Raw genomic sequence first — 26539 nt, forward strand, 5'->3', positions numbered from 1 at the left:
TACGCGTTTCGGGCCAAAACCAGGCTGTTAGTCCAGGTAGTCGCGCAGCACCTGCGAACGGGACGGGTGGCGCAGCTTCGACATGGTCTTGGACTCGATCTGGCGGATGCGCTCTCGAGTCACGCCGTAAACCTGGCCGATCTCGTCGAGGGTGCGCGGCATGCCGTCGGTAAGCCCGAAGCGCAGGCGCACAACGCCTGCCTCGCGCTCGGACAGGGTGTGCAGCACGTCCTGCAATTGGTCCTGCAGCAGGGTGAAGGACACCGCGTCCACCGCCACGACAGCCTCGGAGTCCTCGATGAAGTCGCCGAGCTGGCTGTCGCCCTCGTCGCCGATGGTCTGGTCGAGGGAGATCGGCTCGCGGGCGTACTGCTGGATCTCGAGGACCTTCTCCTCGGTAATGTCCATTTCCTTCGCCAGCTCAAGCGGCGTGGGCTCGCGTCCGAGATCCTGCAGCAGCTCGCGCTGGATACGGCCGAGCTTGTTGATGACCTCGACCATGTGCACCGGGATACGGATGGTGCGCGCCTGGTCCGCCATCGCACGGGTGATGGCCTGGCGGATCCACCAGGTGGCGTAGGTGGAGAACTTGTAGCCCTTGGAGTAGTCGAACTTCTCTACGGCACGGATCAGACCCAGGTTGCCCTCCTGGATCAGGTCCAAGAAAGCCATGCCGCGGCCGGTGTAGCGCTTCGCAAGGGAGACCACCAGACGAAGGTTCGCCTCCAGCAGGTGGTTCTTCGCCTTCCGGCCGTCGCGCGCCACTGCGCGCAGATCGCGCTTCACCGCCGGGGTGAGCTTGGCGTCCTTGTCGCCCTCCGCGGCGGCGCGCGCCATCTCGTCGAGGCGGTACTGCGCGTACAGCCCAGCCTCGATGCGCTTGGCCAGGGACACCTCCTGCTCAGCATCGAGCAGGGCAACCTTGCCGATCTGCTTGAGGTAGGCGCGCACCGAGTCGGCCGAGGCGGTCAGCTGCGCATCCTTGCGCGCCTGGCGCAGCGCGGCAGATTCCTCGATGTCCCAGACAGAGGAGCCCTCGTCCTCGTCTTCTTCGTCCTCGTCATCGTCGCCGTCTTCGCCGAGGTCGTCGTCATCCTCGCTGTCGTCGCCGAGAGCACCGTCGATATCCTCGTCGAAGGCATCGTCATCGTCGCCGATCTCCGCATCGTAATCCGCGTCATCGCGGTCGGAATCCTGATCGTCCAATTCGTCCGCGCCGCCGGTGACGGACTGAAGCTCGTCGTCCAGCTCGTCGGCATCGCCCGCGGCGCTTTTCGCGGCCTTGGTCGCCTTCTTTGCTGTGGCTTTCTTCGCCGTCGTCTTCTTGGCAGTTTTCTTGGCAGACTTTTTTGCGGTCTTCTTCGCAGTCTTCTTAGCTGCCTTCTTCACCGTCTTTTTGGCGGTCTTCTTCGCGGTTTTCTTCGCAGCTTTCTTGGCTGTCTTTTTCGCGCTGGACTTGGCAACGCTGCCTGCGCCGCCGTCGGACGAAACCGCAGTCACGTCGTCGGCACTGTTGCTTGAAGCTTGGCTGGCTACCACGTACGCCCTTTCGAGTCAATCGGACCTTACCACTGGCAATCCAGGGTACGTATGCGTCCCGAAATTTTCAGAACGCCAATATTAACAGTCGTCCGAGCGGAGTATTCCTTCCCCCGCGGACTGACCGTTTAACGGCAACCACCGTACAACAACCTTCAGGCTGGTCTACGGTGCGACATGGTTCTGGGCGGCCATCGCTGCCCCCACGATTCCTGCACGGTTGCGCAACGCTGCTGGAACAACCGGGGTGTCCACCGTGAGCAATGGGACCCACTTTTCGGAATGGCGGGAAATCCCGCCGCCGACGATGAACGCGGCCGGGTTGAACAACCGGTCGTACTCGTGGAGCACCTTATCCACACGTTTGGCCCACTTCTTGTAGCTCAACTCCTCCCGGTCTTTTGCCGCGGAGGAGGCGAGGTGCTCTGCCTCGGTGCCGTCGATAAGCATGTGCCCGAGTTCGGTGTTGGGGAACACCGTGCCGTCCATGAGAAACGCCGACCCGATGCCGGTGCCGAAGGTGAGGAAGATGACTGCCCCCTTGCGGGCGGCCTCATCGCCGAAGGCCACCTCGGCGATGCCGGCCGCGTCCGCGTCGTTGAGCACAGAGACGGCATCGCGGCCCAGCGCTTGGGTGAACAGGTCGTGCACATTGGTGCCCACCCACGATTCATCGATGTTGGCAGCGGTGCGCGCGACCTGCTGCGTCACCACGGAGGGGAGGGTGACCCCGACGGGGCCGTCCCAATCGCACTGCCGGACAATTTGCGCGACCACTTCGGCCACCGCTTCCGGCGTTGCCGGCTGCGGCGTAGCAATCTTCACGCGTTCGCTCACGAATTCGCCGGTGCGCAGATCCACTACGGCCCCCTTCACGCCGGAGCCGCCCACATCAACGCCGAAACCTAGGGCCTGTTCTGTCATGCAGTGAAGTGTACAAACGTCACGGCAGTTCCGCCTTGCTACTGCGCATCGCGACTGAAGTTTTCTGCTTCTGAGCAGGAAAGATGACAGGGCTATGTGTTTGACCTAGTATTCCGCTCAAATAACGACATTCAGGCCCCTCCCGGGGCGACCACGCTGAGCTGGAGGACACACACCATGGCCACCGATTACGACGCGCCTCGCCGCCGCATGGACGACGAGATTGAGACCGATTCCTTGGAAGGTCTCAAGGCTGCTGAAGTAGCTGGCAGCAGCATGGACGACGATGGCGAGATCGTGGAACCGGTGGAGCCTCCGACCCAGGACCTCTCCGGCGAAGAACTCAACGTCGAGGTCAAGCCGCGCCAGGACGACGAGTTCACCTGCGCGTCCTGCTTCCTCGTACAGAAGAACAAGCGCCTCGCCTACACCGAGGAAGACGGTTCCAAGATCTGCCTCGACTGCGAGTAGGCAGCTGCTTATCGACGGCTAAAGGGCGGCCCCATCCCGACAGATGGCGCCGCCCTTTGTTGTCTGCTGTGACGCTCCGGGCTACCCGGCGGTAGTGCCTGGCGCGAAGGCCGCCAGCACCGCTTCGGGGTTCTTCGAGGAGACCAGCCAGTACGGGGTGGGGTCCTCCGGGTCGTCCAAGACGATCAGCACGTGTTCGCTGACCCAGGGGCGCGAGACCAAATACGCCGCCGGATCCAGCTGGCGCCCCAACGCATTCTGGCGGGCGGAACCCGGCACCACCATCGAGCGTGAAACTACTGTGTTGGGCAGGTTCGCGTCGTCGACGAGCAGCCAGCGCGTGCCGTCCGGATCCTGTTCAACGGAGACTGTGGTGCGCGACAGCCAGAACAAAAACCACGCGAACAGGGCAGTGAACAGCACTAGCGGAACTGCGAACCACCACACGTTGCGGTTGAGGCCCAACTGCCCGGCGAGCAGCAGAGCGAGCCCGGCGAGGGCAGCCCACCAATACCAAGGCACCCACTGGCGCTCCGTGTACAACACCTTTGCCTGAGGTGCCGTCGCAGCCGGTGCTGCATTCTCGGAGCCGGGGTTTGAAGGGGTCGAAGCGGTCTCACTCACGCATTCCACAATAGGCGGGGCAAACGCAGGGACATACTTGCGCGGCAGCAACGGGGGAGCCCGGCGCAGTGCCCCGACGAAGTAGCGCTGCCGGAGCGGCACTGACGTAGTGTGGGGCGGGTGGAGAATCAAAACAGCACGTACAGCACCTACGGTGGCGATCCGCTCCCGCCGATTCCAGTCAAGCGCCTTGATCCGGAGCTGCCAATGCCGATGCGGGCACATCCGGAGGACGCCGGCGCGGACCTGTATTCCACAGAAGATCTGGTGTTGCAGCCGGGGGAGCGGGCGCTGGTGGCCACCGGTGTGGCAATCGCGCTGCCGGTGGGAACGGTCGGCCTGATCCACCCGCGCTCCGGCATGGCCGCCAAGCACGGGTTGAGCATCGTCAACACGCCCGGCACGATCGACGCGGGCTACCGCGGAGAGTTGAAGGTCTGCCTGCTCAACACCGACCGATCCCAGCCGATCGAGATCACCCGCGGCATGCGGATCGCGCAGCTGGTGATTCAGCGCGTGGAATTGGTGGATTTCACCGAGGTTGAGGCGCTGGACGAAACACAGCGCGGCGCGGGCGGGTACGGCTCGACCGGCACGCACTAGCACGGGCTACAGTCAGTAACCGCAAACACAAGAATTACACTCAACTGCGACCACCAATTTAGGGAGTGACCACCGATGGCATTTTGGCCGTTTGGCAAGAAAAAGAAGAAGCAGAAGCAGGAGAATCCTGTAGCGTCCTCGCCGCTCGAGCCGAAGCAGGACCAGCCCGCGGCCGAGCCTGAGGCGGCGCCGAAGATCGAGGCGGCTGAGGAAGCTGCGCCCGCTGAACAGCCCGTCGACAAGCCCGTTGAAAAGCCGGAAGCTGCCCCCGCGTCCGCACCTGTCGCTTCCGCCGCAGCTGGTGTGGAGGCGCTGACGGACTACGACCCGGTCGGCGGCTCCACCGGCCCGTTCGACGGCGACAACGTGGACATCGAGGACTTCGACTTCTCGGACTTTTCCAACGTCACCCTGAACCTCGGTTCCATCCGCGTCCCGCTGCCGAAGGAATCCCAGGTGCAGGTGGAGATGGGCGAACAGGGCCCCAAGATGGTCCACGTAGTCACCCGCTACGGCCGCATCACCCCGGTGGCATTCGCCGCGCCGCGCACCGGCGGCCTGTGGGAGGAATCCTCGGAGGAGATCATCGCGGGCATGCGCGCCGAAGGCATGCCGGTGGAGATCCAGCAGGGCCCGTGGGGCCAGGAGATCGTGGGCACCGGCACAAACGGCGTCATCCGCATTATCGGTGTGGAGGGCCCGCGCTGGCTCTACCGCGTGACCTTGGCAGCACCGACCGGGTCTGAAGACCAGCTCGCTGAGATCGGCCGCGAGACCATCGCGCGCTCCTTCGTCTACCGCGGCGAGGACCCGATTTTGGCCGGCAACTCCCTGCAGGTAGTCCTTCCTGCGCAGCTGGCGCAGCAGGTGCAGGCAGCGGCTGAGGCCAAGGCGCGTCAGGGTCAGGCGTCCGCGCAGGCTCCGGCGGAGGGTAACCCGAACGCCCTGAGCGACGCGCTGAAGCAAATCATCGCCCAAAACGCGGAGAACCAGAAGCAGCTGCAGGAGCTGCGCGAGCGCCGCGCAGCCGGCGGCAGCACGAAGGCAGGCGGCGACACCCCGTCTGCTGCCGAGTAAGTGGCGGAGCTTCAGCACGGCACCGGCTCGCCCGCTCTCGCGGTCGGGGAGCCGGTGCGCTTGCATGTCCGGGCCATGGCTCACGGCGGTGAAGGCATTGCCGACGCGCCCGACGGCCGCGTGGTGTTCGTCCGCGGCGCAATCCCCGACGACACGGTGGAGGCGACGCTGACGAAGGTGAAGAAGCGTTGGGCCCGCGCGGAGACCACCGCTGTACTTGAGCCGTCGCCGCACCGAGTCGATCCCACCTGCCCCGCGGCGGCCGCAGGCGCGGGGTGCTGCGACTTTTCCCATATCGAGGCAGATGCGCAGCTGGAGTTCAAGCGCGAGGTGCTGCTTGGACAACTTGGAGCGCTTTCTTCCCGCTTCGGGGTGCTTGACGCGCTCGACCTTGGTGCAGTGGAGGCGGTCCAGCTCCAGCCGGTCACCGGGTGGCGCACCCGCGTCCGGCTTGGCGTGGACAGCCAGGGCAACGCCGGCATGCGGCGGGCGCGTTCCACCGACGTTGTCGCAGGAGTGACGTGCACCCAGCCGGTGCCGGGCTTGCTTGACGGCATCGTGGGCGAACAGGCCGAGAAGTTCACCCCCGGCGCCGAGCTTGTCGTTGCGGTTGATGCCGACGGCACCCGCCACGTAGTGGAGACCCAGGCTGCGCAACGCGGCCGCCGCGTGGAGCGCGTCGAGCGCGTGCTTGAAGGTCCAGGTGAGCTGGTGGAGCGCGTGCGCGGGTTCGACTTCGTCTTTCCACCAACTGCGTTTTGGCAGGCGCACCTGCGCGCCCCTGAGGCGTACTCGGACGTGATCGCGCAGTGGGGTGCGGGGGAGTACACCAACCGCGTGGGCTGGGACCTCTATGGCGGTGTCGGCGCGTTCGTGCCGTCGATGAGCGAGGCGCTCGGCGGCGGCCGAATCGAGTCGGTGGACTACTCCAGCGCAGCAACCTCCCGCCGCCAGCAGGTCGCGGACGCCTGCGATGTGCGCGTCCACCACGGCGATGCGGCGGCGGTCGTGGGCGAGCTGGAGCGACCGCCGGGTTTGGTTGTGCTGGACCCGCCGCGCGCAGGCGCGGGCGCGGAGGTGGTCCGTGCAATTGCGCTGGCGGCACCCGAGCGCATCATCCACGTCGGCTGCGACCCGGCCACATTCGCTCGCGACCTGGCGGGTTTTGGCGAACACGGCTACGCGGTGAAGCAGATGAAGCTTATCGACGCATTCCCGAACACCCACCACTTCGAAGTGATCGCGGTGCTTGAAGCGGTGTAGCGGGACGAGAATTCGTCTAAAAGCCAGCGTGTAAACTAGCGTGAACGAAACGGCAGCTGCGCCCATTCGGGGCGCGCCCGATACGGCGAAGGAGTACGACAGGACTGTGGCACTGCTCGAGCATATTGCGACGCCAGCGGATGTCCGCAAGCTTTCTCCTGCGCAGCTCGATGATCTTGCGGATGAGATCCGTCAGATGCTGATCCAGAAGGTCTCCGCCACCGGCGGGCACCTCGGCCCAAACCTGGGTGTTGTGGAGATGACCATTGCGCTGCACTACATCTTCGATTCACCGAACGACCCGATTATTTGGGACACGTCCCACCAGTCGTACGTGCACAAGATCCTCACTGGGCGCGGCGGGCAGTTCGACACGCTGCGCAAGAAGGGCGGGCTTTCCGGCTACACCGCGCGCGCGGAGTCGGAGCACGATTGGACCAAGTCTTCGCACGCCAGCGCGTCGCTGTCCTACGCGGACGGCCTTGCAAAGGCGAAGGCGTTGATGGGACGGGACGGCGACAACGTTGTCGCCGTTGTGGGTGACGGCGCGCTGACCGGCGGCATGTGCTGGGAGGCGCTGAACAACATCGCGGCGGCCAACCGCAATGTCGTCATCGTGGTCAACGACAACGGCCGGTCCTACTCGCCGACCATCGGCGGGTTCGCCAACAACCTGACCAAGCTGCGCGACCAGCTTGCGGCGCTTCGCATGCAGCCGGCGTACGACGAAGTGATGGAGTCCGGCAAGAAGACGCTGAAGTCCATGGGCTGGGTGGGCGAGCGCACCTTTGACGCGCTGCACGCGCTCAAAGAGGGCGTGAAGTACCAGGTGCTGCCCACCGAAATGTTCCCGGAGCTGGGCATGAAGTACGTCGGCCCGGTGGAAGGGCACGACATTAAGAGCCTGCTCAACGCGTTCAAGTACGCCAAGCGCTACGAGGGCCCGCTGATCGTGCACGTTGTCACTGAGAAGGGCCACGGGTTCGCGCCGGCCGTGAACAACGTGGCGGACCAGATGCACTCCACGGGTGTGATTGACCCGGTGACTGGACGGTCTCTCGCCTCCTCTGAGCCGGGCTGGACCTCCGTGTTCACCAAGGAGTTGCTGCGCGCCGGCCATGAGCGAGACGACATTGTGGCCATTACCGCGGCGATGGCGGGCCCGACCGGCCTGCAGCCTTTTGCGGAGCAGTTCCCGGACCGCTTCTTCGACGTCGGTATCGCGGAGCAGCACGCCGTCGCATCCGCCTCCGGCATGGCCCTCGGCGGCCTGCACCCAGTCGTTGCGGTGTACTCGACGTTTTTGAACCGGGCGTTCGACCAGCTGCTGATGGATGTGGGGCTGATTAACCAGCCTGTGACGCTGGTGCTCGACCGCGCGGGTGTGACCGGGTCTGACGGCGCCAGCCACAACGGTGTCTGGGATATGGCAATCGCCTCCATTGTGCCGGGCATCCGCATCGCGGCGCCGCGCGACGCCGCCCGATTGCGGGAGGAGTTCTCCGAGGCAATCGCTGTCGATGACGGCCCGACGGTCGTCCGCTTCCCAAAGGGCGCTGTCGGCGCAGATATTGACGCGTTGGAGCGACTTTCCGGCGGCACGGACGTGCTGTCGCGCCTCGACGGAGAGGGCACCGAGGACGACATCGACGTGCTCATCGTCGCTGTCGGTGCGTTTGCGAAGTACGGCCTCGAGGTCGCAGAAGCGGTGCTTGCCGACGGCATCCGGGCAACCGTGGTTGACCCGCGCTGGGTCATCCCCGTCTCCTCGGACGTGCTGGAATTGGCTGCGGAAGCTGACCTGGTGGTGGTGTACGAAGACGGCGTGGTCCGCGGCGGCGTGGGATCCGCTGTTGCCGAGGCGCTCGCGGCTGCGGAAGTGGATACCCCGGTGCGGCAGCTCGCATTCCCGGACATCTTCCCGTTGCACGCTTCGCGTGGCGAGATCCTGCAGGAGTACGGCCTTGATCCCGCCTCCGCTGCAGCGCAGGTGCGCGAGTGGGCGGCCAGCCTGGCGGATCCCGAAAATTAGGTCAGCGCTAGACCAGTTCGAGCATCTCTGCGTGGGCTGCGGCCAAAATTGGCGCCGTAAGTTCCACCTGCCACGGCCGTGCCCCCGCCTTCTTTAGGGCCGAGGCTGCTTGGTGGGTGTCCCAAGCCGGCCCGTTGTCAGGTGCGTTCCACACCGTCTCGCGCAAAATTGCCGGTGTGAGCAAAATGTCGGGGCGAATGTCCAAGTCTTCTGCGCTGGCGGCGATGTCTTCGCGGCACAGCTGCAGCATTTGCCACGATTCTGGGTAGTGGCGCTCCCACCCGGACTTCGATGGCGTGCCGTTTGCGCGCGGGTCTTTGCGACGCGGCCACGTGGCGGGGTCAGCCGCCAGTGCGCGTTCCACCACGCCGAGCCAGCGCCGAACCTCCCGGGAGGGCATTCCCTTCCCTCCGACGGCCCGTGCCAGGCCGCGGGGTGAATCCGGCTCAGCGAGGGCGATATCGAGCAGCGCCCGGTTGGGCAGCAGGCGCCCTGGAGCGATGTCCCGCTGTTCGCTGATTTCCTCGCGTGCGTGCCATAGTTCGCGCGCCACTTGGAGGCCGGATTGGTCGCGCAGGGAGGAGATGCCCTTCATGTCGCGCCATGACTTCACAGGGCGCGGGGTAAGCGAGTAGACGGAGATGAGGTGCGCGAACTCCTCGAAGGCCCAGCGGAGTTTGCCTTCGGCGTCCAGCACCTCGGTGAGGGCCTCAGCGAGCTCGTTGAGGTACTCCACATCCAGCGCGGCGTAGTCCTGCCACGATTTGGGAAGCGGCGTGCGGGACCAATCCTCGTGCCCGTGGCCTTTCTCCAGTTCAACTCCGACGAAACGCTCGACCATCGCGGCGAGGTTCGGCCGGTCGTAGCCGACTAGGCGCGACGCGAGCTCAGTATCGAAAAGCACGCCGGGGTGGAGCCCGAGCAGCGCCAGGCTGCGCAGGTCTTCGCTCGCGGCGTGGATGATCCACTCCTGGCCGCCGAGCACAGGGGCGAAGATCTCGCGGACCTCGTCTCGGTGGCCTTCGGGGGCGATGAGGAACGTTCCCGCGCCTCGGCGCGCTACTTGCACGAGAAATGCGCGGTCGCCGTAGCGGAATGAGGAGGCGCGTTCGGTATCCACGGCGAACGGGCCGCGACCGTGCGCGAGTGCGCCCGCCGCCTCATGGAAGGCGGCGGGCGTGTCTACAAGGCGGTAGTCCAGCCGGGCACTCATCAAGAAAAGATATTAGCGCGAGCTGAGCTGGGCCACACCTTCCGGCGGTAAACCTGCCACGTGGGCGAGCACCTTGGAAAAAGCTTCCACGTGGTGCTGGAGGTCGGTGCCCTCCGCGGTCCAGGAGGCGCGCATCTCCAGCTGGTAGGCGCGCGGCGGCCCGCCGATCTCGCCGAACCGCACCGAAGCGGTCGAGGTCACCGTGCCACCGAGGTTGGTGTGGCGTGCACCGGTTTCTGCGAGCGACTCGTTGAGCCACTGCCAGGCCACGTCAGGCAGAAGCGGGTCGGAGGCCACGGCGTCGTCCATGTCGGCCTGAATGTAGGCCACCAGACGCATGGTGCCTTCCCACGCCTCTTCAGCGGCGGGGGAGTGCAGCAGGATTAGGCGTCCGAACGCGTCGCCTTCAGAGTCCACCGGGACGTTTTCCTCGTCAGCGTGCGCGACTTCGAGGCCAACGGCGTGGCTGAACGGCGCGGGGCGCTGTGGCGGGCGGATGGTGCCCAGGGTGATCTCTGGGCGCAGGCGCGCCGCGTGCATGGATTCGACGGCCGCGCTGAACTCTGCGGGCCAGGAATCGCTGTTGCCGTGGTCGTCCCTGTTGCTGCCCGCGCCGCCGGCGGACATGGGGGAGGTGGTGTCCGGTTTCATCACAGGGTCAAACGTATCCAGCAACCGGCGCCGTTGGGGGAGGCGCGCCGTGAGCGGCAGAACCTACGGCGTAGAATGTTCTCCGACTTTTGTTTGATCTGCCTTGCGGCAGGAAAGGGGCAAGACATGGCCAAGCTCGACTTTGACAAACTCAACGCCACGCAGCGGTTTTTGCAGTTTGCGGTGTTCCGCGCAGTTCCTGGTGCTCTTGGCGCCGAGCGCAGCGAGCTTATCGACGAAGCTCGCGCCTTTTTCACCAACCTTGAGCAGGAAGGCGTGGTCACTGTCCGCGGCATCTACGACAACACCGGGATCCGCGCCGACGCCGACTTCATGATTTGGTGGCACGCCGAGGAGTTCGAGCACCTGCAGAAGGCGCTCGCGGACTTCCGCCGCGAAACCGCGTTCGGGCAGAAGGTGGAGCTGAGCTGGATCGGCAACGGTCTGCACCGCCCTGCGGAGTTCAACAAGTCCCACCTCCCCAGCTTCATCATGGGCGAGGAGCCGGGGGACTGGATCACGGTCTACCCGTTCGTGCGCTCATACGACTGGTACGTGATGGACCCGCAGGAGCGCCGCCGCATCCTCGCGGAGCACGGCATGGCGGCCCGCGATTTCGCGGATGTGCGCGCCAACACCGTCGAGGCCTTCACGCTCGGCGATTACGAGTGGATGCTCGCCTTCGAGGCGCCGACGCTCGAGCGCATCGAGGCGTTGATGAAGACCATGCGCTACACCGAGGCCCGCCTGCACGTCCGCGAGGAGATCCCGTTCCAGACGGGCCGCCGTGTCGGCGACATCGGCGAAATTATTTCGGTGCTGCCCTAGGCGTGGGTAGACCGAAGGTGGCGTCGTAAAGCAATTGCTTTGACGGCGCCTTTTCTATGCTTCGTCGAGCGTCAGCGAGATCGAGTTGATGCAGTAGCGCAGGTCGGTGGGGGTGTCGAAACCCTCGCCGGCGAACACGTGGCCCAGGTGGGAGTGACAGTTCGCGCACAGCACCTCAGTGCGCACCATGCCGAGGGAGGTGTCCTCGCGCTCGATGATGGCGTCGCCCGCCAGCGGGGAGAAGAACGCGGGCCAGCCGCAGTGGGCGTCAAACTTCTCAGTGGAGCGGAACAGCTCAGCGCCGCACGCGCGGCAGCGGTACACACCCTCGGTGGTGGTGTCCGTGTACTCGCCGATGCCCGGACGCTCGGTGCCAGCCTCCCGCAGGACGTGGTACTCCTCGGCCGTGAGCTTCTCGCGCCACTGCGCGTCGGTAAAGTCCTTGAAATCCGTCATCGCCGAATCCTTTCCGTCGGAGTGCGCCGCAAGGTTGGCCTCAACAATACCCACGCCGCACACGCGACAATAAACACGGCCCACCCGGCAGTGGGCAAGAAGGTGTTGAGCCAGCTGCCGGTCAACGGGTGCAGTGGGCTGGACCAATTCAAGGGGGACAGGCACAGCGCGGCGCCGAGCCAAGCGGGCCAGCTGCGCAGCGGGCTGTCCGGGTGGAAGACCGTAAACAGGGCGGGAAACAGCATCATGGAGTAGTACGCCTGGCCCAGGGAGGACAACAGGCACACTCCCGCGAGCAGCACCCCGGAGCCAACGGCCAGATACAGCAGCTCCTGGCTGTGGCGCACACGCACAAGACCGAGCACCGCTCCGGCGACCGCAGCGGCGAGGAGGAGGAACAGCAGCGCATGGGCCCAGCGGGGCATGCCGAAATAGACGGCGAAACCGGACAGGGAAGAGTTGGCATAGTCGCGCGTGACCTTCAGATACGGCACCACCACGTCGAGGTAGTCGCGGGCGCCGGGCGTGAACGGCCACGCGATGAGGTTCATCACCACCGGGACGCCGATAGCGCCGAGCGCGGGGCGCCAGCGCAGCTGCAGCAGCGGCAGCACCAGCAGCGGAGCGAACATCGGCTTGACCAAGATAGCCAACCCCAGTACCACACCGGCGGCGATGTCGCGGCGGGCAAGCAAGAGCGCGATAAAGGCCACCAGCGCGAGCAGGAGTATGCCGTTGATGTTGGAAAACACCAGCGTGTTGGTCACGGCTTCGGTGCAAAACGCCAGCGCAACGGCGACGGGAAACGTCGGCCCGGAAAGCGGGCGGCCTGCAAGCTTGGTCAGCCACGCTAAAGCGGCGATGATGCACGCGGCGTTGACGGCGATGAACAGCGGACGGGCCAGGTTTATGTCGGAAATCAGCCCCAGCGGCGACAGCAGCAGGGTCGCGCCCGGGTTGTACAGGTAGTGCGGATTGACGTGGCTGTAGACCTCGTTGTACACGGGGACGCGTTCCACAAAACGGCGCGCTGCGGACCACACGGTGGTGAAGTCGTCCGTCACCGAGCCCGCGCGCGCGAGGATGAACAGCCGGTGGAGCACCAGAAGCACCGCGACAGGCCAGGCGGCAGCGGCGATCGCGGGCGCGAGGCCCGCGCGCTCGTCGGCGGGCTGGGCCTGCACTGCAGTCGAACCCGGTGCAGGCTCTTCGGGGGCGCTTCGAGGCGGTGGGGTAGCAATCACGCGCCTAACCGTACCTGCCACGGTGCGGCTACCCTTCGCGCACGCTCCGGTAGCGCAGGAAGAGCACGGAGTCGCTTGTGGCGTGCGCCGCCTCGAGGATGAAAGCGTGGTCTGAAGGTGTGTCTGCTTCACCGAACAGGCGTAGTTCAGACGGCTGCACCGCGCGCGGGCTGACGGTGTAGTGGAATACATCTACTTCGCTGGCACCGATGAGTTGGGTGTTTAAGCTGGGGCCGCCCTCGCAGACGATGCGGGCGAACCCCCGAGCGTGCAGTGCGGCCACGACTGCGGAGACGTCTTCGCCCTCCACGGGCACAATCACGCCACCCGCCTGCTCGATCTCCCGCGCGCGTTCAGACACCTCCGTATCGCCCAGAACGCTTGCGGGTACAGCGAACAACGGCGGCGTACGTGTGTCCGTAAACAGCTGCGTTGCAGTGTCGAACTTCAGGCTCTTGGTCACCACGACAATCGGCGGAACTTCCGCTTGTCCCCGTCCGCGCCGAGCCTCGCGCTGCTGTGCGGTGGTACGCACGCCGAAGTAGTTCTCTTTGCGCGCGGTCTCGGCACCGACGAGCACCGCATCTGACCAGATGCGCAGTGCGTTCAGCAGCGCGAAATCGGTGTCGTTGCCCAAGCCGGAAGAAGTTCCCTTGCTTGCGGCAGCTCCGGTCAGCGCCGCGATTCCCATAAGGCGAGTCTCTCGCGTTCCGGGCGGCTTAACCGGACCGATGAGAAGTTCCGGATCAAGGGATTGAGGTCGCTCGTTCATTACACTTGCTTCCAGTCTGTTGAAGGGGATGTTGTGCAACCTACCGGAAACCATTTTGACCTCGACGCGGCAGCCGTCGCTGCACGGAATGGCTGGATTGCGGACTCGGAAGCATCCGAGTTCTATTCGCTCCTGTTCGACCGCTCGGATACAAGCCACTGGAAAGACAACCTCGCGGCATCCGCGCAGGCCGCGTTCGCGTCGACTGCGGACAGAGCAACTGAGATGGTCTGGTTCGAGCCGTTCTTGAATATGGTCACCGACGTTTGTTGGCAAGCCTGGGAGCGGGGACTTGGGGCGCACGAGCCGCAGCGCGTACGTCGACACCGCAGTGTGGAGCAACCGCGCCTGCTGTATTTGGCAACTGCGCTGATTGAGCTGCAGCTGTACAGGTTCGACTTCAACTACGACGGCATTTTTGAAGTGCTCAGCCGCGCAGACGACGCTCCACTGCAGGTCGGTCCGTACGACCTCAACGGCATCTACCTCACGTTTGCGCAACTTAGCGCCGGCAAGCGGATTGTCCCGTCCGAGCTCTTTTCCTCCATCGGCCTAGACCCGGAAAGTCCGACGAACCTCTCGCGGCACCTGGACCGTGTGCCGGTCAAGCTTCGCCACCTCCTGCTGCACGGCCTGTGGCTGTTTCCGTTCCGCTTCTACGGGGTGGAGATGCTGATTCTGGCTGAATCCCTGGTCAAGTCGGACCCCAAGGACGGCAACGCGTACTACCGGATGGGGGAGGCCTACCGCAGAATCGCCGCGGCAACGCAGTGGGATTTCGAAACTGGGCCGACCGCGACCCAAGCGCTCGAACTGGAGCAGACACTCAGAGCCGACCCGACGCTGTTGGAAGACCAGAACTACTGCTACCGGCGCGCCGTGGAATCCCTCGACATGGCAATCCGGGTACTGGACCCGCAACAGCTTGCCCGGCACGAGGAGTACAAGAACTACCGGCTGCTGGTCTCCACCGAGTGGCAGGTGCAAACGGCCATCCGCAGTGCCGTCGAGCGGCAGGTAGCTTCCGTGGACGAGAAAGTACAGGCACTGTCTCGCCAGCTCGAGTCAGAGTCGAACCAGCTGGTGTGGAAATCCGTGGAAGTGCTGTCCTTGTTCGCTGCACTGATGGGGTTATTGATCACCAACATCAGCGTGCTGGGCATCGACAGCATCTCCACTTTCGAACGCATCGGATTGATCGGCATGATGGCGTTCATCATGGTCGGTTTCTTCCTCTTGGTGCGCAACACCGTATTCCGGGTGCGCGAAGGCCGCGAGGGACCCAAAGAGGTCCGCACGAAGCCCCAGAAATTCTCGCTACGGCGCCCACGAAAGACAGCCGAGCTCCAGCAGCGGATCAGCGAGCTTGAGCGCGACATCGAGCGGATGAGAAACACCAACTATCAGCTGGCACCGTTCCTAGATAGCGCCTCCGGCGAGCAACGACGCACCGGTACGCAGCTTTCCGACGGCTACCGCGAAAGGACACCGTAGCTATGCACGACATCACTGGGGCAGCGCTCGAATACGTTGCAGACGAACAGCAGCTCAAGAAGGGGCCCTACGACATCTCGGACGCCGGCGAAGCGTCCGCCGCGATTGACCACTACCTCCGCGCACGCGTCACCGCCGCCGTCGCCCGCAACGCGGGGCGGCCCGTGCTCCAACTCTCCGGCGGCATCGATTCCATCCTGCTGGCCACCTACGTGGCCGAGGTCGCGCCGGGCACGTTGGCCGTGACCTACAGCCAGCACACGGAGGACCAGGAAGTGGGGAGGGCGGCAGCCGTCGCAAAGCAATGCGGCCTCGAGCACGTGATTGTTCGCCCCACCGACGAAGAGTTTGAGCGGCTTCTCGCGCGGGTCGTGCGGGCTCTCGAGTTCCCGGAGCCGTGGGAGATCTCGGCGGGTGCCGTGCTGAAGGCTATCGACGGCGCTTCGCACGACCACGGCGCCGAAGGCGTACTGCTTTCCGGAGCCGGGGCCGACGCGCTGTTCATGGGCGGGCACACGGTGGCTCCCGCGGCGGGGGAGAGCCTCGTGGACGCGTGGGATGCGGCGCTGCGGGCAAACGTCGCTAAGAGCTTCAAGCGCGAACGTTTTGTGCCGGACTTCTACGAGCGGCTCTTGGAGGATCCCGAGCGGCACGTCCAGATCTGGCAGACCCACGCGGCGGTTGAGCTCGCACAGCGCATCCACCCGTCGCTGGTGCAGCCCGATGATAGTGGCCACGACAAGTACATCTTCCGCAAGCTCGCGGTGGATCGGGGAGTGCCGGAAGAAGTGGCGTTCGCGCCGAAGAACCCGATGCAGGTGTCCTCCGGGCTCGTTGGCGCCATTGTGGATGCCGCCCGCCGCCAGCTTGCGCGCGACTTCGGGCAGCGCACGTACTCGTCGCCGCTGGACGAGCCGCTGGGTTTCACCGTTGCCCGGCTGTATCTGCAACGCTTGGAGGCAGGGGAGCGCGAATAGCAAAAAGGGGCCCACCGAGAGGGTGGACCCCTTTTTGTTGAAATGGAGCGGATGACGAGACTCGAACTCGCGACCCTCACCTTGGCAAGGTGATGCGCTACCAACTGCGCTACATCCGCATTGCTATTCAGTTGACGAGGGCGTAAACCCTCTGTGCGCGATACTGGGATCGAACCAGTGACCCCTACCGTGTCGAGGTAGTGCTCTACCGCTGAGCTAATCGCGCAAGGCTATTGCAGCTTGGAGGTGGATACGGGAATCGAACCCGTGTACACGGTTTTGCAGACCGTTGCCTAACCACTCGACCAATCCACCGTGGAGTTACCTCCGAAGTATTCGGCTTTAAACCCCGAAGTACTTGGAGCGGATGACGAGACTCGAACTCGCGACCCTCACCTTGGCAAGGTGATGCGCTACCAACTGCGCTACATCCGCATTGCTATTCAGTTGACGAGGGCGTAAACCCTCTGTGCGCGATACTGGGATCGAACCAGTGACCCCTACCGTGTCGAGGTAGTGCTCTACCGCTGAGCTAATCGCGCCCATGTTCCTCTGGGGAACTGGAGCGGATGACGAGACTCGAACTCGCGACCCTCACCTTGGCAAGGTGATGCGCTACCAACTGCGCTACATCCGCATGCGTTCCGCGCTGTCCGCGTTGAACGCGAGAACAAACCTTATCCGCATACCGCCCGCTGTTACAAATCGCCATGTCACGGCCATTTTGAGGGGGATAAGCGTGAATTACGTTGGTGCAATTTGGCCCGCGGTGCATTCGCTTGTCGACGCCCCCGCTGTCGGCAATCCCTGTTACCGCCAATGACCAGCCGATTCGGTACTTTCGGGTGCGGCGTGTAATCTCATTCCTCGTTCGGTCCTATGGCTCAGTGGAAGAGCGTTCCGTTCACACCGGAAAGGTCGCTGGTTCGATCCCAGCTAGGACCACAGAGAAAGCCCCAGGTTGGAAACAGCCTGGGGCGCTTTGCGTTTGCCCACTAAACGACGATATCGGCATTTGCGGGTCCGGCCCGTGGAAAAGCCCAGGTCGCGTCTCGGCCTCGACGGTAATCGCCGATATCGTCGTTTGGGTTGGGTTGCCCGGTTCATAGTTTTGGGGCGGGTGTGACGGGAACTAACGTGGATCTGGATACGACTAGTGCTCTTAGCGCCAGTCGGCGCGTTGGTTCTATTTGAGGAGGCACCATGCTCATCCCGGCAGCATTCACACGAGGTGGCGCGGTCGCTGCCGCAGCGGCCACTGCGACGTTGGTTGCGGCAGCTCCGGCTTTCGCACACGATTCCGTGATTGGCTCGGACCCTGAGGACAAAAGTGTGGTCAGCGAGTTCCCCGATGCTGTGACGCTCGAGTTTTCCGGGGAGATCCAGGACGGCTTCAACACTGTGGCGCTTTCCCGCGAGGTCAACGGGCAGTCCGAGGTTGTCTACTCGGGCGAGCCAGAGATCGACGGCCGGTTTGTCACCCTCGACCTTCCGGCAGACCTGGATGCGCAGGCGGGCGACTACAAGGTCGGCTACCAGATCGTGTCCTCCGACGGTCACTCGACGAAGGGGATGACCTCGTTCAGCTTCAACCCGTCTGGCGAGGCGACCGCGGACGCGAGCAAGGATCCGGTCGTTGACGCGGCAGACGGCATGAGCACCACCATGAAGGTGCTGCTCGCGCTGGCGGGCGTGCTGGTCGTCGCCGGTGCCGGCTTCGGTGCGCTGGCCAAGAGCCGCCGAATCTCCGAAGCCGACCCGGATACGCAGAAGTAGGCGATGCCCGTGAACAAGCGAATTGCCGCCCTCACCGCGGCGGCCGCTCTGGTGCTTGCCGGCTGCAGCGACGAAGCTGCCTCGGAGGATCCCACCGGCAATTCCGCGAGCACTGCCCCGGCCGCGGACCTGACGGGTAACGCGGTCACGTTGGAAAGCGGAGCTGTCCGGGCTAAAGCCGCGAAGGATGCCGCAGATGGCAGCGACATGACCTCTATCTTCGGCACCCTGCACAACAACACTGACAAAGACATCACTGTGGTGGGATTCACCACCTCGCTCGGCGAGGCGGACTACCAGATCCACGAGGTTGTCGACGGGATGATGCGTCAAAAGGACGGCGGTTTCGACATCCCCGCGGGCGGCACCCACGAGCTGGCACCGGGCGGCGACCACTTCATGGTGATGGGCTACGCGCCGGCCATCGAGGCAGGCGACACCATCGATGTGACCCTGCTGCTGGAAGGCGGCGCGACCGCGACCGTGTCCGATGTTGCCGTGCGCACCATGCTGTCTGGCGACGAAAGCTACGGCGACCTCGGCGAGCACGCCGACCACGCCGAGCATGCCGACCACGCTGAACACAAGCACTAGAGGAGGATGCGTCATGCCGGGTGTGAGCCGGCGGGGGTTTTTGGCGGGGACGGCTGGTGTGGCCGGGGTGGCGTCGACAGGCATGCTGCTTGCAGGGTGCGACAACGAGCCGAGCAACTCCGATCCGAACACCGAACCGCTGACGGAGGCATCCGTCGCCTTCGACGGCGCGCACCAGGCTGGCATCCAGACGCCGACGCAGGCGTCGCTCAACCTGGTCGGGTTCAACCTCAGGGATGGGGTGGACGCTGCGGGCGTCGTCAGGCTGATGCGCCTGTGGACGGAGGACGCCCGCGAGCTGACCGTCGGCCGCAACCCTCTGTCCAGCTTGGAGCCGGAGATGGTGCAGTGGCCCGCCAACCTCACCATCACCTGCGGGTTCGGCGAGCGCATCTTTGATCTTGCGGCGCCGGAAGCCAAGCCGAAGTGGCTGCACGACATCCCCGCGATGCCGCGCGAAGAGCTGCGGCCGGAATGGGGCCAGACCGATCTGGTGCTGCAGATCTGCTCCGACGACCCGGTGATGTGCGCCTGGGCGCTGCGCCACATGTCACGCGCCGGCATGGACTACGTGGAAACCGCCTGGCTGCAGCAGGGGTTCATGCACGCGTTCGGCTCCATCCCCAAAGGCCAGACGCCGCGCAACCTCTTCGGCCAGGTGGACGGCACGGTCAACCCGCGCACGGACGAGGAGTACGCCGAGCAGGTCTTCGCGGACGACGGCTCGTCGTCGCTCGTGGTGCGCCGCATCGCGATGGACCTCGACGACTGGGAGCGGCTGGACCGCACCTCCCGCGAGGTTGCAGTGGGGCGAAAGCTTTCCGACGGCGCTCCGCTGACCGGCGAAGACGAGTTCGATGCGCCGGACATGGAGGCGTTGGACGAATACGGGCTGCCCGTCATCGACAAGAACTCCCACATGGCGCGCGCCATGCCGCCTGCGGACCACCCGGAGCAGAAGTTCTTGCGCAGACCGTACAACTACTCGCTGCCGCCGGCGCCCGGCGAGCTGTCTGACGCAGGCCTGATCTTCTTGGCCTACCAACAGGACCCGGACGTGCAGTTCACGCCTGTGCTGCAACGACTGTTGGAGGTGGACCGGCTCAACGAGTGGACCACGCACATCGGGTCCGCTGTGTACTGGATCCCGCCGGGCACACGGGAGCCCGGTGGGGAGGCACGCGGCGACGCGTACTGGGGCGAAACAGTACTTTCGGGCACCCGGGGGTAGAATCCCTGGCGTCCGGCGCGCCACCTGCGCCGTCGGGAGAGAACGTAGAAGATGGGCGGCGTCCAGGTATGACGCAGCCCAGTGACGCGCAAAGGAGCGCACGACAGATATGTCTACCGAAGCAGCAGTCGAGTTCGCACCGTTCGAGGTTCCCGCCGGCACCGCCGTCGGCGCCGCCATGCGGGAGCTGAACCTGCCGAACAAAGGGGAGGACGCCGTCGTGTGCGTCCAGGACGAAGCGGGCGAGCTGAAAGACCTCTCGCACGTCCCCGAGGCCACCGCGACGTTCACACCGGTGCCGGCAAACACTGAGCTCGGCCGCTCCGTGATCCGCCACTCCTGCGCCCACGTGCTCGCCCAGGCCGTGCAGGCCGAGTTTCCCGGCACCAAGCTGGGCATCGGTCCGGCCATCAACGACGGCTTCTACTACGACTTCGACGTTGCGGAGCCGTTCACGCCCGACGATCTGAAGACGCTGGAAAAGCGCATGAAGAAGATCATCAAGCAGGGCCAGAAGTTCGTCCGCGGCGTCTACGCCTCCGCGGAGGAGGCCGCGGAAGACCTCAAGGACGAGCCGTACAAGCTCGAGCTGATCAACGACAAGGGCAACGTCGACCCTGACTCCGACGAGGCCACCGAGGTCGGCGCCGGAGAGCTGACGCACTACGACAACGTCAACCCGCGTACGAACGAGGTGGAGTGGCACGACCTGTGCCGCGGCCCGCACGTGCCCACCACGAAGTACATCCCGGCGTTCGCGCTGACCCGCTCGTCCGCCGCCTATTGGCGCGGCGACCAGAACAACGCCGGCCTGCAGCGCGTCTACGGCACCGCTTGGGAGTCCAAGGAAAAGCTCGAAGAGTACATGACCATGCTCGAGGAGGCGGAAAAGCGCGACCACCGCCGCCTGGGCAACGAGCTGGACCTGTTCTCCTTCCCGGACGAGGTCGGTTCCGGCCTGCCGGTGTTCCACCCGGACGGCGGCATCGTGCGCATGACCATGGAGCAGCACTCGCGCGAGCGCCACGTCGCCGCCGGCTACTCCTTTGTCAACACCCCCCACGTGACCAAGGGCGACCTGTTTAAGAAGTCGGGCCACCTGGACTGGTACGCCGACGGCATGTTCCCGCCGATGAAGCTCGATGGCGAGGTCGACGAAGACGGCAACGTGACCAAGCAGCCGGTGGACTACTACACCAAGCCGATGAACTGCCCGATGCACAACCTCATCTTCGACTCGCGCGGGCGTTCTTACCGCGAGCTGCCGCTGCGCCTGTTCGAGTTCGGCACCGTCTACCGCTACGAGAAGTCCGGTGTGGTCCACGGCCTGACCCGCGCCCGCGGCTTCACGCAGGACGACGCCCACATTTACTGCACCGAGGAGCAGCTCGAAGAAGAGCTGACCAGCGTGCTGGAGTTCATCATCTCCCTGCTGCAGGACTACGGACTGGACGACTTCTACCTGGAGCTTTCCACCAAGGACCCGAACAAGTACATCGGCGACGACGAGATCTGGGAGCGCTCCACCAGCATCCTGGAATCCGTGGCGAAGAAGTCCGGCCTGGAGCTCGTTCCGGACCCGGCGGGCGCCGCGTTCTACGGCCCGAAGATTTCCGTGCAGGCGCGCGACGCCATCGGCCGCACCTGGCAGATGTCCACGGTGCAGCTGGACTTCAACCTGCCCGAGCGCTTCGACCTGACGTACACCGCCTCGGACGGCTCGAAGAAGCGCCCGGTGATGATCCACCGCGCACTCTTCGGCTCCATCGAGCGATTCTTCGGCGTGCTGCTCGAGCACTACGCCGGCGCTTTCCCGGCCTGGCTGGCGCCGCACCAGGTGGTGGGCATTCCGGTGGCCGACGCGTTTGCGGACCACCTCGACGGTGTCATCGGTGCTCTGCGCGAGCGCGGCATCCGCGCCGAGGTGGACCACTCGGACGACCGCATGCAGAAGAAGATCCGCACCCACACCACCTCCAAGGTGCCGTTCATGCTCCTCGCCGGCGAGCGCGACGTGGAGGCGAACGCGGTGAGCTTCCGCTTCCTCGACGGCAGCCAGATCAACGGCGTGCCGGTCGATCGCGCGGTCGAGCTGATCACGGACTGGATCACCGCCAAGCGCAACGACCAACCGAGCGAGGACACCGTTGCAGCCGGCAACTAACGGGGAGACCTACGTCGATACCGGCGTGGGCGACCCGGACCGACTTGCCCGTCTGTGGGCACCGTACCGCTCCAGCTACATCACCCAGATGCCGGCGGGGGAGGAGACGGGGGAGGCCGAAGGATCGTCGAGAAGCACAGGCGATCCCTTCCTCGACATCCCGGAGATGAGCGACGAGGACGGCCTGATCGTCGCGCGCGGGGAGACGGTGTACGCGGTGTGCAACCTGTACCCGTACAACGCCGGGCACCTGATGGTGGTGCCGTACCGCAAGGTCGCTGAGCTGGAAGAACTCACCGACGCGGAGACAGCCGAGCTGATGGCGTTTGCGAAGCATGCGGTGAAAACACTCAAGCGAGTGTCTAAGCCGGAGGCGATCAACGTCGGGCTCAACCTGGGCAAGGCCTCGGGCGGGTCGGTGGGCGACCACCTGCACCTGCACGTGGTGCCGCGCTGGGCGGGCGACGCGAACTTCATGACCGTCATCGGCGGCACCAAGGTGCTGCCGCAACTGCTGCGGGAAACACGGGCGCTGCTTGCCGAAGGCTGGCGCGAAGTCCACGAGATGGAAGCAGGTGAACGCGATGCTTAGCGTGCATGGACGCAAACCCGCCACTGTGGTGGTTGAGCCGGTGGCGAAGGGGCTGCTGAAGATCGGACTGACGCCGAACGCAACAACTGTTGCGGGCACCGTGCTGACCATGCTGACAGCGATGGTGCTCATCCCCACCGGCCACCTGGTGTGGGCGGCGGTGCTCAGCCTGCTCTTCGCCGCCTTCGACATGGTCGACGGCACGATGGCCAGACTGCGCGGCGGGGGCACCGCATTCGGCGCGACGCTAGACGCGAGCTGCGACAGGCTTACCGACGGCGCGCTGTTCGGCGCGATCGCGATGTGGCTGATCTACGTCGCGGACGCCGCGCCCGTCAACGTGGCGGTGTGCCTGGCGGTCATCGTGCTCTCGCAGACGATCAGCTACATCAAGGCGCGCGGCGAGGCCGGCGGGTTGAAGATCGTCGGCGGCCTGATCGAACGCCCTGAACGGTTGATCCTGGGCCTCGGCGGCATCGCGCTAGAAGGCTTCGGCGTGCCAAACGCCGTGGTGGTTTCGCTGTGGATCCTGCTGATCGGGTCCGTGATCACTGTGGTCCAGCGCCTGATGTTCGCCGGGCGCGACAGGGGAGCGGACGCGAAGATTGCGCCGCCGGCGGGAGCGTAAATGGCTTCCGTGCGGGAGCGAATTGTCGCCGCGGGCTACATCGCCGGCTGGATAATCGTCGGCGCGCTTCCGCAGCGACTGACCGCGCGGGCCGCGCAGTGGGCCGCTGACCGGGCCTCTGGCGACGGCGCGGGCATGGAGATGCTGCGGCGCAACCTCACCCGCGTGGTGGGGCCGGAAAACGTCACGCGGGAGTTGGTGCGCGACGCTACGCGCTCCTACGCGCGCTACTGGCTGGAGGCCTTCCGCCTGCCGCGAATGGTGGGCGACCCGGGGTTGAACGCTGCGCTTTCTGCCGGGGTGGTCGGCCGCGAACACCTCGACGCCGCCGTGGCGCGCGTCAAAGGCGTCGTGCTCACGCTGCCGCACACCGGCAACTGGGACATGGCGGGAACGTGGCTGGCTGAAAACTATGGAGGGTTCACCACCGTCGCCGAACGGCTCGAGCCCGAAGCGCTGTTTGACGCCTTCGTTAAGTTCCGGGAGTCGCTCGGCTTCGAGGTGGTGCCGCTGACAGGGGGCGAGCAGCCCCGTTCGAGCGGCTGAAGGAAGTGCTGTTAGACGGCGGGATCGTGTGCCTGCTGGGGGAGCGGGACTTCTCGCGCCACGGGGTGCCGGTGACGTTCTTCGGCGAGGAAACGACTTTTCCGGCGGGCCCGGCCAAGCTAGCGCGGGACACCGGCGCGACGCTGCTTGTGGCCCACTCCTGGTTCACGGGCACGTGGCGCAATCCCGGCTGGGGCTTCAGTATCTCCGCCCCGGTGGAGGCGGCAACGCTCGAGGACACGGCGCAGCGGGTGGCCGACCAGTTTGCAGAAAACATCGCCGCCCATCCGACGGACTGGCATATGCTGCAGCCGTTATGGCCCTCAGACAGGCCGCAGCCGAGCCGTCGCAGGGAGCTGGAGCGGCGGTCGCGCGAGCATCCCAAACGGAGGAGGTAGCCGAGGTGCGGATTGGTCTGGTGTGCCCGTATTCCTTCAACGTGCCGGGCGGCGTTCAAGCCCACGTGCTTGACCTTGCCGCCCAGCTGCGCACAATGGGCCACCACACCGAGGTACTCGGACCGGCCTCCGACAGCGTCGACCTTCCGGAGTGGGTGACCCGCGGCGGTATCGCCGTGCCGGTGCGCTACAACGGCTCGGTCGCGCGGCTGTCCTTCGGCCCTCAGGTGCGCCGCACCACGCGCCAGTTCGTCGAGCGCGGAAACTTCGACATCCTGCACGTGCATGAGCCGAACTCGCCGAGCTACTCCATGGCCGCGCTGCGCATGGCCACCGGCCCGATCGTGGCCACGTACCACGCCTCGGCGGATTCCTCGTACGCACTCAAACTTGCGTTGCCCGCGCTGCGCGGCAGTCTGGAAAAGATCCGAGCCGGTATTGCGGTCAGCGAGGAGGCGTGGCGCTGGCAGTCGCAGCAGGTGGGCACCGACCCCGTGATCATCCCCAACGGCGTGGACACCGCCCGGTTTAAAAAGGCGCGGCGCGCTTCGGGAAACCAGGCAAGGCCAGAAGTGGTCTTCCTGGGGCGATTGGACGAGCCCCGCAAGGGCCTGGAGGTGTTTTTGCAGGCTGTGGACCAGCTTCCGCAAAAGCCCCGGGTCACGGTTATTGGAGCTGGCGCGCCCCGCGAGGTCGAGGGCGTCGAATTTACGGGCCTGGTCCCCGAGGCGGAGAAGGCTAAGATCCTCGGTCGCGCCGACATCTTCGTCGCGCCGAACCTCGGCGGTGAATCCTTCGGGATCGTGCTCGTGGAGGCGATGGCCGCCGGCTGCGCCGTCGTGGCCAGCGACATTCCGGCGTTCGCCGCGGTCTGCGGCGAGGGTTCGGGGGTGTTGTTTCCTCCCAGCGATGTGTCGGCGCTCGCGCAGCAGTTGCAGTTGCTTATCGACGACGCCCCGCTCCGCGCTGACCTCGCCGCCCGCGGCGTGAAGCGGGCCGAAGACTTCGACTGGTCGGTTGTGGCACGTCAGGTGCTGGCGGTGTACGAGGTTGTGTCGATCGGGGAGAAGGTCGGGGTGGAAGGGTGGCTATGACTTTGGTGTGGATCGCCGTGGCGGTGGTGGTGACGCTGCTGGCTGCGTGGGCCTACAACACGGCGCAGCGGCTCAACCGGCTGCACATCCGGCTCGACCGTTCGCGCGACGCCTTGCAGGCGGCGCTGGACCGGCGCTGCGCTGTCATCGCTGCCATCTACCCCGAGCTTCGTTCCGCCGCGGAAGATGCGGAGCACGTCAGGATGACACCGCAGGACATACACACACGTCTTACGCAGGAGGAGCAACTCTCGGCCCAGGTGGCCGAGCGGATCGCAGGCAAGGAGGCGCCGGGCGCGCTCAGTGACGCGGACATCCGGGTTGAGCTGGCGACGCGGTTCTACGACGACGCTGTGGCGGATACGCGTGCGCTGCGCCTTCGGCCGTCGGTAAGCATCTTCCGCCTCGGAGGCACGGCGGCATTGCCACAGTTTGCGCGAGGTGACCGGTAAGAGCTTGATTGAGGCGGTGCGTATAATACCGTCTGTTACACGTCAACCGAGGAAAAGGGGTGCGTTATGTCGGGCCACTCAAAGTGGGCAACCACGAAGCACAAGAAGGCCGCAAACGACGCGAAGCGGTCGAAGTTGTGGGCGAAGATGATTAAGGACATCGAGGTCGCAGCACGAACCGGCGGCGGCGACCCGGCCGCGAACCCCACCTTGGACGACATGATCCGCAAGGCCAAGAAGGCCTCGGTGCCGGGCGACAACATCGAGCGCGCCCGCAAGCGCGGCTCCGGTGAGGAAGCCGGCGGCGCGAACTGGGAGACCGTGATGTACGAGGGGTACGGCGTCAACGGCGTCGCCGTGCTCATCGAGTGCCTGACGGACAACCGCAACCGCGCGGCCACCGAGGTGCGCACCGCTATGACCAAGAACGGCGGCAACCTGGGCGAGTCCGGTTCTGTCGGCTACATGTTCGAGCGCACTGGTGTGGTGACCATCCAGAAGGGTGAGCTCAGCGAGGACGACGTGCTCATGGCGGTGCTCGACGCCGGAGCTGAGGAAGTCAACGACCTCGGCGATGAATTCGAGATCACCTGCAAGCCGACCGACCTGCCGGCGGTGCGCGAGGCGCTCGGCGGCGAGGGCATTGAGATCGAAGACGCCGGGCAGGAGTTCCGTGCCGACGTTGAGGTCGAGGTTGACGCTGAGAGCGCGAAGAAGATGATGCGCATCATCGACGCCCTCGAAGACTCCGACGATGTGCAAAATGTCTACACCAACATGAGCATCTCCGACGAAGTGGCCGCGCAGCTCGAGGACTAGATCCGATTCGCGTAAACGCCCGTGCCGCTGACTGTGGCGCGGGCGTTTGCTGTGTCTACTGTGGTAGAACATATGTG

At 65.2% G+C, this 26539-nt stretch carries 25 protein-coding genes, 7 tRNA genes and 1 pseudogene; 19 read left to right on the forward strand and 14 right to left on the reverse strand.

Features of this window, described 5'->3' with window-relative positions; genetic code table 11:
• Positions 1 to 27: 27 nt before the first annotated feature.
• Positions 28 to 1500 carry an RNA polymerase sigma factor gene (locus ACF3NP_RS03240; RefSeq protein WP_392398969.1) on the reverse strand — a complete coding sequence of 491 codons (1473 nt, stop codon included), beginning with the start codon at positions 1498 to 1500 and terminating at the stop codon, positions 28 to 30.
• A 204-nt stretch (positions 1501 to 1704) separates the two neighbouring features.
• Complete coding sequence (ppgK, locus tag ACF3NP_RS03245) at positions 1705 to 2463, reverse strand: polyphosphate--glucose phosphotransferase (RefSeq protein ID WP_181888556.1); 759 nt, start codon at positions 2461 to 2463, stop codon at positions 1705 to 1707.
• Between the two features lie 177 nt (positions 2464 to 2640).
• On the opposite strand from ppgK, the gene ACF3NP_RS03250 reads away from it, so the two are divergent.
• On the forward strand, positions 2641 to 2934 hold the full coding sequence (locus ACF3NP_RS03250; protein ID WP_181888555.1) for a DUF4193 domain-containing protein: 294 nt from the start codon (positions 2641 to 2643) through the stop codon (positions 2932 to 2934).
• 81 nt (positions 2935 to 3015) lie between these two features.
• Here ACF3NP_RS03250 and ACF3NP_RS03255 read toward each other — a convergent pair whose 3' ends face one another.
• Positions 3016 to 3558 (reverse strand): DUF3093 domain-containing protein, encoded by a 543-nt coding sequence (locus tag ACF3NP_RS03255; RefSeq protein ID WP_239306938.1) that lies wholly within the window; start codon positions 3556 to 3558, stop codon positions 3016 to 3018.
• Between the two features lie 207 nt (positions 3559 to 3765).
• Here ACF3NP_RS03255 and dut point away from each other — a divergent pair, with 207 nt between their 5' ends.
• The 4 genes from dut (at position 3766) to dxs (ending at position 8533) form a co-directional block, all read left to right on the forward strand.
• Positions 3766 to 4161, forward strand: a complete 396-nt coding sequence (gene dut / locus ACF3NP_RS03260) for a dUTP diphosphatase (protein WP_181888553.1) — start codon at positions 3766 to 3768, stop codon at positions 4159 to 4161.
• A 75-nt stretch (positions 4162 to 4236) separates the two neighbouring features.
• Positions 4237 to 5238 carry a DUF3710 domain-containing protein gene (locus ACF3NP_RS03265; protein ID WP_181888552.1) on the forward strand — a complete coding sequence of 334 codons (1002 nt, stop codon included), beginning with the start codon at positions 4237 to 4239 and terminating at the stop codon, positions 5236 to 5238.
• A complete protein-coding gene (locus ACF3NP_RS03270) occupies positions 5239 to 6501 on the forward strand; it encodes a class I SAM-dependent RNA methyltransferase (protein WP_392398970.1) in 1263 nt (420 codons plus the stop codon).
• Between the two features lie 106 nt (positions 6502 to 6607).
• On the forward strand, positions 6608 to 8533 hold the full coding sequence (dxs, locus tag ACF3NP_RS03275; RefSeq protein ID WP_392398971.1) for a 1-deoxy-D-xylulose-5-phosphate synthase: 1926 nt from the start codon (positions 6608 to 6610) through the stop codon (positions 8531 to 8533).
• Between the two features lie 7 nt (positions 8534 to 8540).
• Here the strand turns inward: dxs and ACF3NP_RS03280 are convergent, their stop codons facing one another.
• Positions 8541 to 9746 carry an HRDC domain-containing protein gene (locus tag ACF3NP_RS03280; RefSeq protein WP_181888550.1) on the reverse strand — a complete coding sequence of 402 codons (1206 nt, stop codon included), beginning with the start codon at positions 9744 to 9746 and terminating at the stop codon, positions 8541 to 8543.
• Positions 9747 to 9758: 12 nt separating this feature from the next.
• Complete coding sequence (locus ACF3NP_RS03285; protein WP_236883496.1) at positions 9759 to 10373, reverse strand: DUF3000 domain-containing protein; 615 nt, start codon at positions 10371 to 10373, stop codon at positions 9759 to 9761.
• Between the two features lie 150 nt (positions 10374 to 10523).
• On the opposite strand from ACF3NP_RS03285, the gene hemQ reads away from it, so the two are divergent.
• A complete protein-coding gene (hemQ, locus tag ACF3NP_RS03290; RefSeq protein WP_181888549.1) occupies positions 10524 to 11225 on the forward strand; it encodes a hydrogen peroxide-dependent heme synthase in 702 nt (233 codons plus the stop codon).
• Between the two features lie 54 nt (positions 11226 to 11279).
• On the opposite strand, the gene msrB is transcribed toward hemQ, so the two are convergent.
• The 3 genes from msrB to ACF3NP_RS03305 are packed head-to-tail and all read right to left on the reverse strand — an operon-like array spanning position 11280 to position 13616.
• Positions 11280 to 11681 (reverse strand): peptide-methionine (R)-S-oxide reductase MsrB, encoded by a 402-nt coding sequence (msrB, locus tag ACF3NP_RS03295; RefSeq protein ID WP_181888548.1) that lies wholly within the window; start codon positions 11679 to 11681, stop codon positions 11280 to 11282.
• Positions 11678 to 12925, reverse strand: a complete 1248-nt coding sequence (locus tag ACF3NP_RS03300) for a glycosyltransferase family 87 protein (protein WP_338026581.1) — start codon at positions 12923 to 12925, stop codon at positions 11678 to 11680. Before ACF3NP_RS03300 ends, msrB begins: the two co-directional genes overlap by 4 nt.
• A gap of 28 nt (positions 12926 to 12953) precedes the next feature.
• Positions 12954 to 13616 (reverse strand): pyrimidine reductase family protein, encoded by a 663-nt coding sequence (locus tag ACF3NP_RS03305; RefSeq protein WP_236883404.1) that lies wholly within the window; start codon positions 13614 to 13616, stop codon positions 12954 to 12956.
• Positions 13617 to 13730: 114 nt separating this feature from the next.
• Between ACF3NP_RS03305 and ACF3NP_RS03310 the strand changes: the two genes are divergently transcribed.
• Together ACF3NP_RS03310 and ACF3NP_RS03315 are read left to right on the forward strand one after the other, a co-directional pair.
• Positions 13731 to 15191 (forward strand): hypothetical protein, encoded by a 1461-nt coding sequence (locus ACF3NP_RS03310; protein WP_392398972.1) that lies wholly within the window; start codon positions 13731 to 13733, stop codon positions 15189 to 15191.
• Positions 15192 to 15193: 2 nt separating this feature from the next.
• Positions 15194 to 16168, forward strand: a complete 975-nt coding sequence (locus ACF3NP_RS03315) for an asparagine synthase C-terminal domain-containing protein (RefSeq protein ID WP_181888545.1) — start codon at positions 15194 to 15196, stop codon at positions 16166 to 16168.
• 43 nt (positions 16169 to 16211) lie between these two features.
• Here the strand turns inward: ACF3NP_RS03315 and ACF3NP_RS03320 are convergent.
• From ACF3NP_RS03320 to ACF3NP_RS03345, 6 genes are all read right to left on the reverse strand, one after another.
• Positions 16212 to 16287, reverse strand: a tRNA-Gly gene (locus tag ACF3NP_RS03320).
• A 35-nt stretch (positions 16288 to 16322) separates the two neighbouring features.
• Positions 16323 to 16394 (reverse strand) — tRNA-Val (locus tag ACF3NP_RS03325).
• A gap of 15 nt (positions 16395 to 16409) precedes the next feature.
• Positions 16410 to 16483, reverse strand: a tRNA-Cys gene (locus tag ACF3NP_RS03330).
• Between the two features lie 44 nt (positions 16484 to 16527).
• Positions 16528 to 16603, reverse strand: a tRNA-Gly gene (locus ACF3NP_RS03335).
• Between the two features lie 35 nt (positions 16604 to 16638).
• Positions 16639 to 16710, reverse strand: a tRNA-Val gene (locus ACF3NP_RS03340).
• Positions 16711 to 16729: 19 nt separating this feature from the next.
• Positions 16730 to 16805: transfer RNA gene (locus ACF3NP_RS03345), tRNA-Gly, on the reverse strand.
• 236 nt (positions 16806 to 17041) lie between these two features.
• Between ACF3NP_RS03345 and ACF3NP_RS03350 the strand changes: the two genes are divergently transcribed.
• The 11 genes and pseudogenes from ACF3NP_RS03350 to ACF3NP_RS03400 all read left to right on the forward strand — a co-directional run bounded on the left by ACF3NP_RS03350 (position 17042) and on the right by ACF3NP_RS03400 (position 26462).
• Positions 17042 to 17113, forward strand: a tRNA-Val gene (locus ACF3NP_RS03350).
• A 258-nt stretch (positions 17114 to 17371) separates the two neighbouring features.
• Positions 17372 to 17944 (forward strand): copper resistance CopC family protein, encoded by a 573-nt coding sequence (locus ACF3NP_RS03355; protein ID WP_181888544.1) that lies wholly within the window; start codon positions 17372 to 17374, stop codon positions 17942 to 17944.
• Between the two features lie 9 nt (positions 17945 to 17953).
• Positions 17954 to 18538 carry a copper chaperone PCu(A)C gene (locus ACF3NP_RS03360; RefSeq protein ID WP_269509625.1) on the forward strand — a complete coding sequence of 195 codons (585 nt, stop codon included), beginning with the start codon at positions 17954 to 17956 and terminating at the stop codon, positions 18536 to 18538.
• A gap of 13 nt (positions 18539 to 18551) precedes the next feature.
• The gene (locus ACF3NP_RS03365) at positions 18552 to 19769 is read left to right on the forward strand and encodes a Dyp-type peroxidase (RefSeq protein WP_181888542.1); all 1218 of its coding nucleotides are present in this window, start codon (positions 18552 to 18554) and stop codon (positions 19767 to 19769) included.
• 109 nt (positions 19770 to 19878) lie between these two features.
• Positions 19879 to 21933 (forward strand): threonine--tRNA ligase, encoded by a 2055-nt coding sequence (gene thrS / locus ACF3NP_RS03370; protein WP_181888541.1) that lies wholly within the window; start codon positions 19879 to 19881, stop codon positions 21931 to 21933.
• Entirely contained in the window at positions 21917 to 22525 is a 609-nt protein-coding gene (locus tag ACF3NP_RS03375) for an HIT family protein (RefSeq protein ID WP_236883403.1), read from the forward strand. The genes thrS and ACF3NP_RS03375 overlap by 17 nt, the downstream gene beginning before the upstream one ends.
• The gene (pgsA, locus tag ACF3NP_RS03380; RefSeq protein ID WP_181888540.1) at positions 22518 to 23153 is read left to right on the forward strand and encodes a phosphatidylinositol phosphate synthase; all 636 of its coding nucleotides are present in this window, start codon (positions 22518 to 22520) and stop codon (positions 23151 to 23153) included. The genes ACF3NP_RS03375 and pgsA overlap by 8 nt, the downstream gene beginning before the upstream one ends.
• Positions 23154 to 24097 (forward strand): annotated as a pseudogene (locus ACF3NP_RS03385) (phosphatidylinositol mannoside acyltransferase). It begins immediately after the preceding gene.
• Between the two features lie 5 nt (positions 24098 to 24102).
• The gene (locus ACF3NP_RS03390; RefSeq protein WP_181889592.1) at positions 24103 to 25191 is read left to right on the forward strand and encodes a glycosyltransferase; all 1089 of its coding nucleotides are present in this window, start codon (positions 24103 to 24105) and stop codon (positions 25189 to 25191) included.
• Entirely contained in the window at positions 25188 to 25643 is a 456-nt protein-coding gene (locus tag ACF3NP_RS03395; protein ID WP_181888538.1) for a hypothetical protein, read from the forward strand. Before ACF3NP_RS03390 ends, ACF3NP_RS03395 begins: the two co-directional genes overlap by 4 nt.
• A 66-nt stretch (positions 25644 to 25709) precedes the next feature.
• Positions 25710 to 26462, forward strand: coding sequence for a YebC/PmpR family DNA-binding transcriptional regulator (locus tag ACF3NP_RS03400; protein WP_181888537.1), 753 nt, complete (start codon positions 25710 to 25712; stop codon positions 26460 to 26462).
• The last annotated feature ends 77 nt before the right edge of the window (positions 26463 to 26539 follow it).

Source organism: Corynebacterium lehmanniae (genome assembly GCF_043161975.1).
Lineage (GTDB): Bacteria > Actinomycetota > Actinomycetes > Mycobacteriales > Mycobacteriaceae > Corynebacterium > Corynebacterium lehmanniae.

What these genes read in the sequence shown, in the direction of transcription:
- ppgK (WP_181888556.1), bottom strand. Translation starts at nt 2,463, where the DNA reads ATGACAGAACAGGCCCTAGGTTTCGGCGTTGATGTGGGCGGCTCCGGC.
- ACF3NP_RS03250 (WP_181888555.1), top strand. Translation starts at nt 2,641, where the DNA reads ATGGCCACCGATTACGACGCGCCTCGCCGCCGCATGGACGACGAGATT.
- dut (WP_181888553.1), top strand. Translation starts at nt 3,766, where the DNA reads ATGCCGATGCGGGCACATCCGGAGGACGCCGGCGCGGACCTGTATTCC.
- ACF3NP_RS03265 (WP_181888552.1), top strand. Translation starts at nt 4,237, where the DNA reads ATGGCATTTTGGCCGTTTGGCAAGAAAAAGAAGAAGCAGAAGCAGGAG.
- ACF3NP_RS03280 (WP_181888550.1), bottom strand. Translation starts at nt 9,746, where the DNA reads ATGAGTGCCCGGCTGGACTACCGCCTTGTAGACACGCCCGCCGCCTTC.
- ACF3NP_RS03285 (WP_236883496.1), bottom strand. Translation starts at nt 10,373, where the DNA reads ATGTCCGCCGGCGGCGCGGGCAGCAACAGGGACGACCACGGCAACAGC.
- hemQ (WP_181888549.1), top strand. Translation starts at nt 10,524, where the DNA reads ATGGCCAAGCTCGACTTTGACAAACTCAACGCCACGCAGCGGTTTTTG.
- msrB (WP_181888548.1), bottom strand. Translation starts at nt 11,681, where the DNA reads ATGACGGATTTCAAGGACTTTACCGACGCGCAGTGGCGCGAGAAGCTC.
- ACF3NP_RS03305 (WP_236883404.1), bottom strand. Translation starts at nt 13,616, where the DNA reads ATGGGAATCGCGGCGCTGACCGGAGCTGCCGCAAGCAAGGGAACTTCT.
- ACF3NP_RS03315 (WP_181888545.1), top strand. Translation starts at nt 15,194, where the DNA reads ATGCACGACATCACTGGGGCAGCGCTCGAATACGTTGCAGACGAACAG.
- ACF3NP_RS03355 (WP_181888544.1), top strand. Translation starts at nt 17,372, where the DNA reads ATGCTCATCCCGGCAGCATTCACACGAGGTGGCGCGGTCGCTGCCGCA.
- ACF3NP_RS03365 (WP_181888542.1), top strand. Translation starts at nt 18,552, where the DNA reads ATGCCGGGTGTGAGCCGGCGGGGGTTTTTGGCGGGGACGGCTGGTGTG.
- thrS (WP_181888541.1), top strand. Translation starts at nt 19,879, where the DNA reads ATGTCTACCGAAGCAGCAGTCGAGTTCGCACCGTTCGAGGTTCCCGCC.
- pgsA (WP_181888540.1), top strand. Translation starts at nt 22,518, where the DNA reads ATGCTTAGCGTGCATGGACGCAAACCCGCCACTGTGGTGGTTGAGCCG.
- ACF3NP_RS03395 (WP_181888538.1), top strand. Translation starts at nt 25,188, where the DNA reads ATGACTTTGGTGTGGATCGCCGTGGCGGTGGTGGTGACGCTGCTGGCT.
- ACF3NP_RS03400 (WP_181888537.1), top strand. Translation starts at nt 25,710, where the DNA reads ATGTCGGGCCACTCAAAGTGGGCAACCACGAAGCACAAGAAGGCCGCA.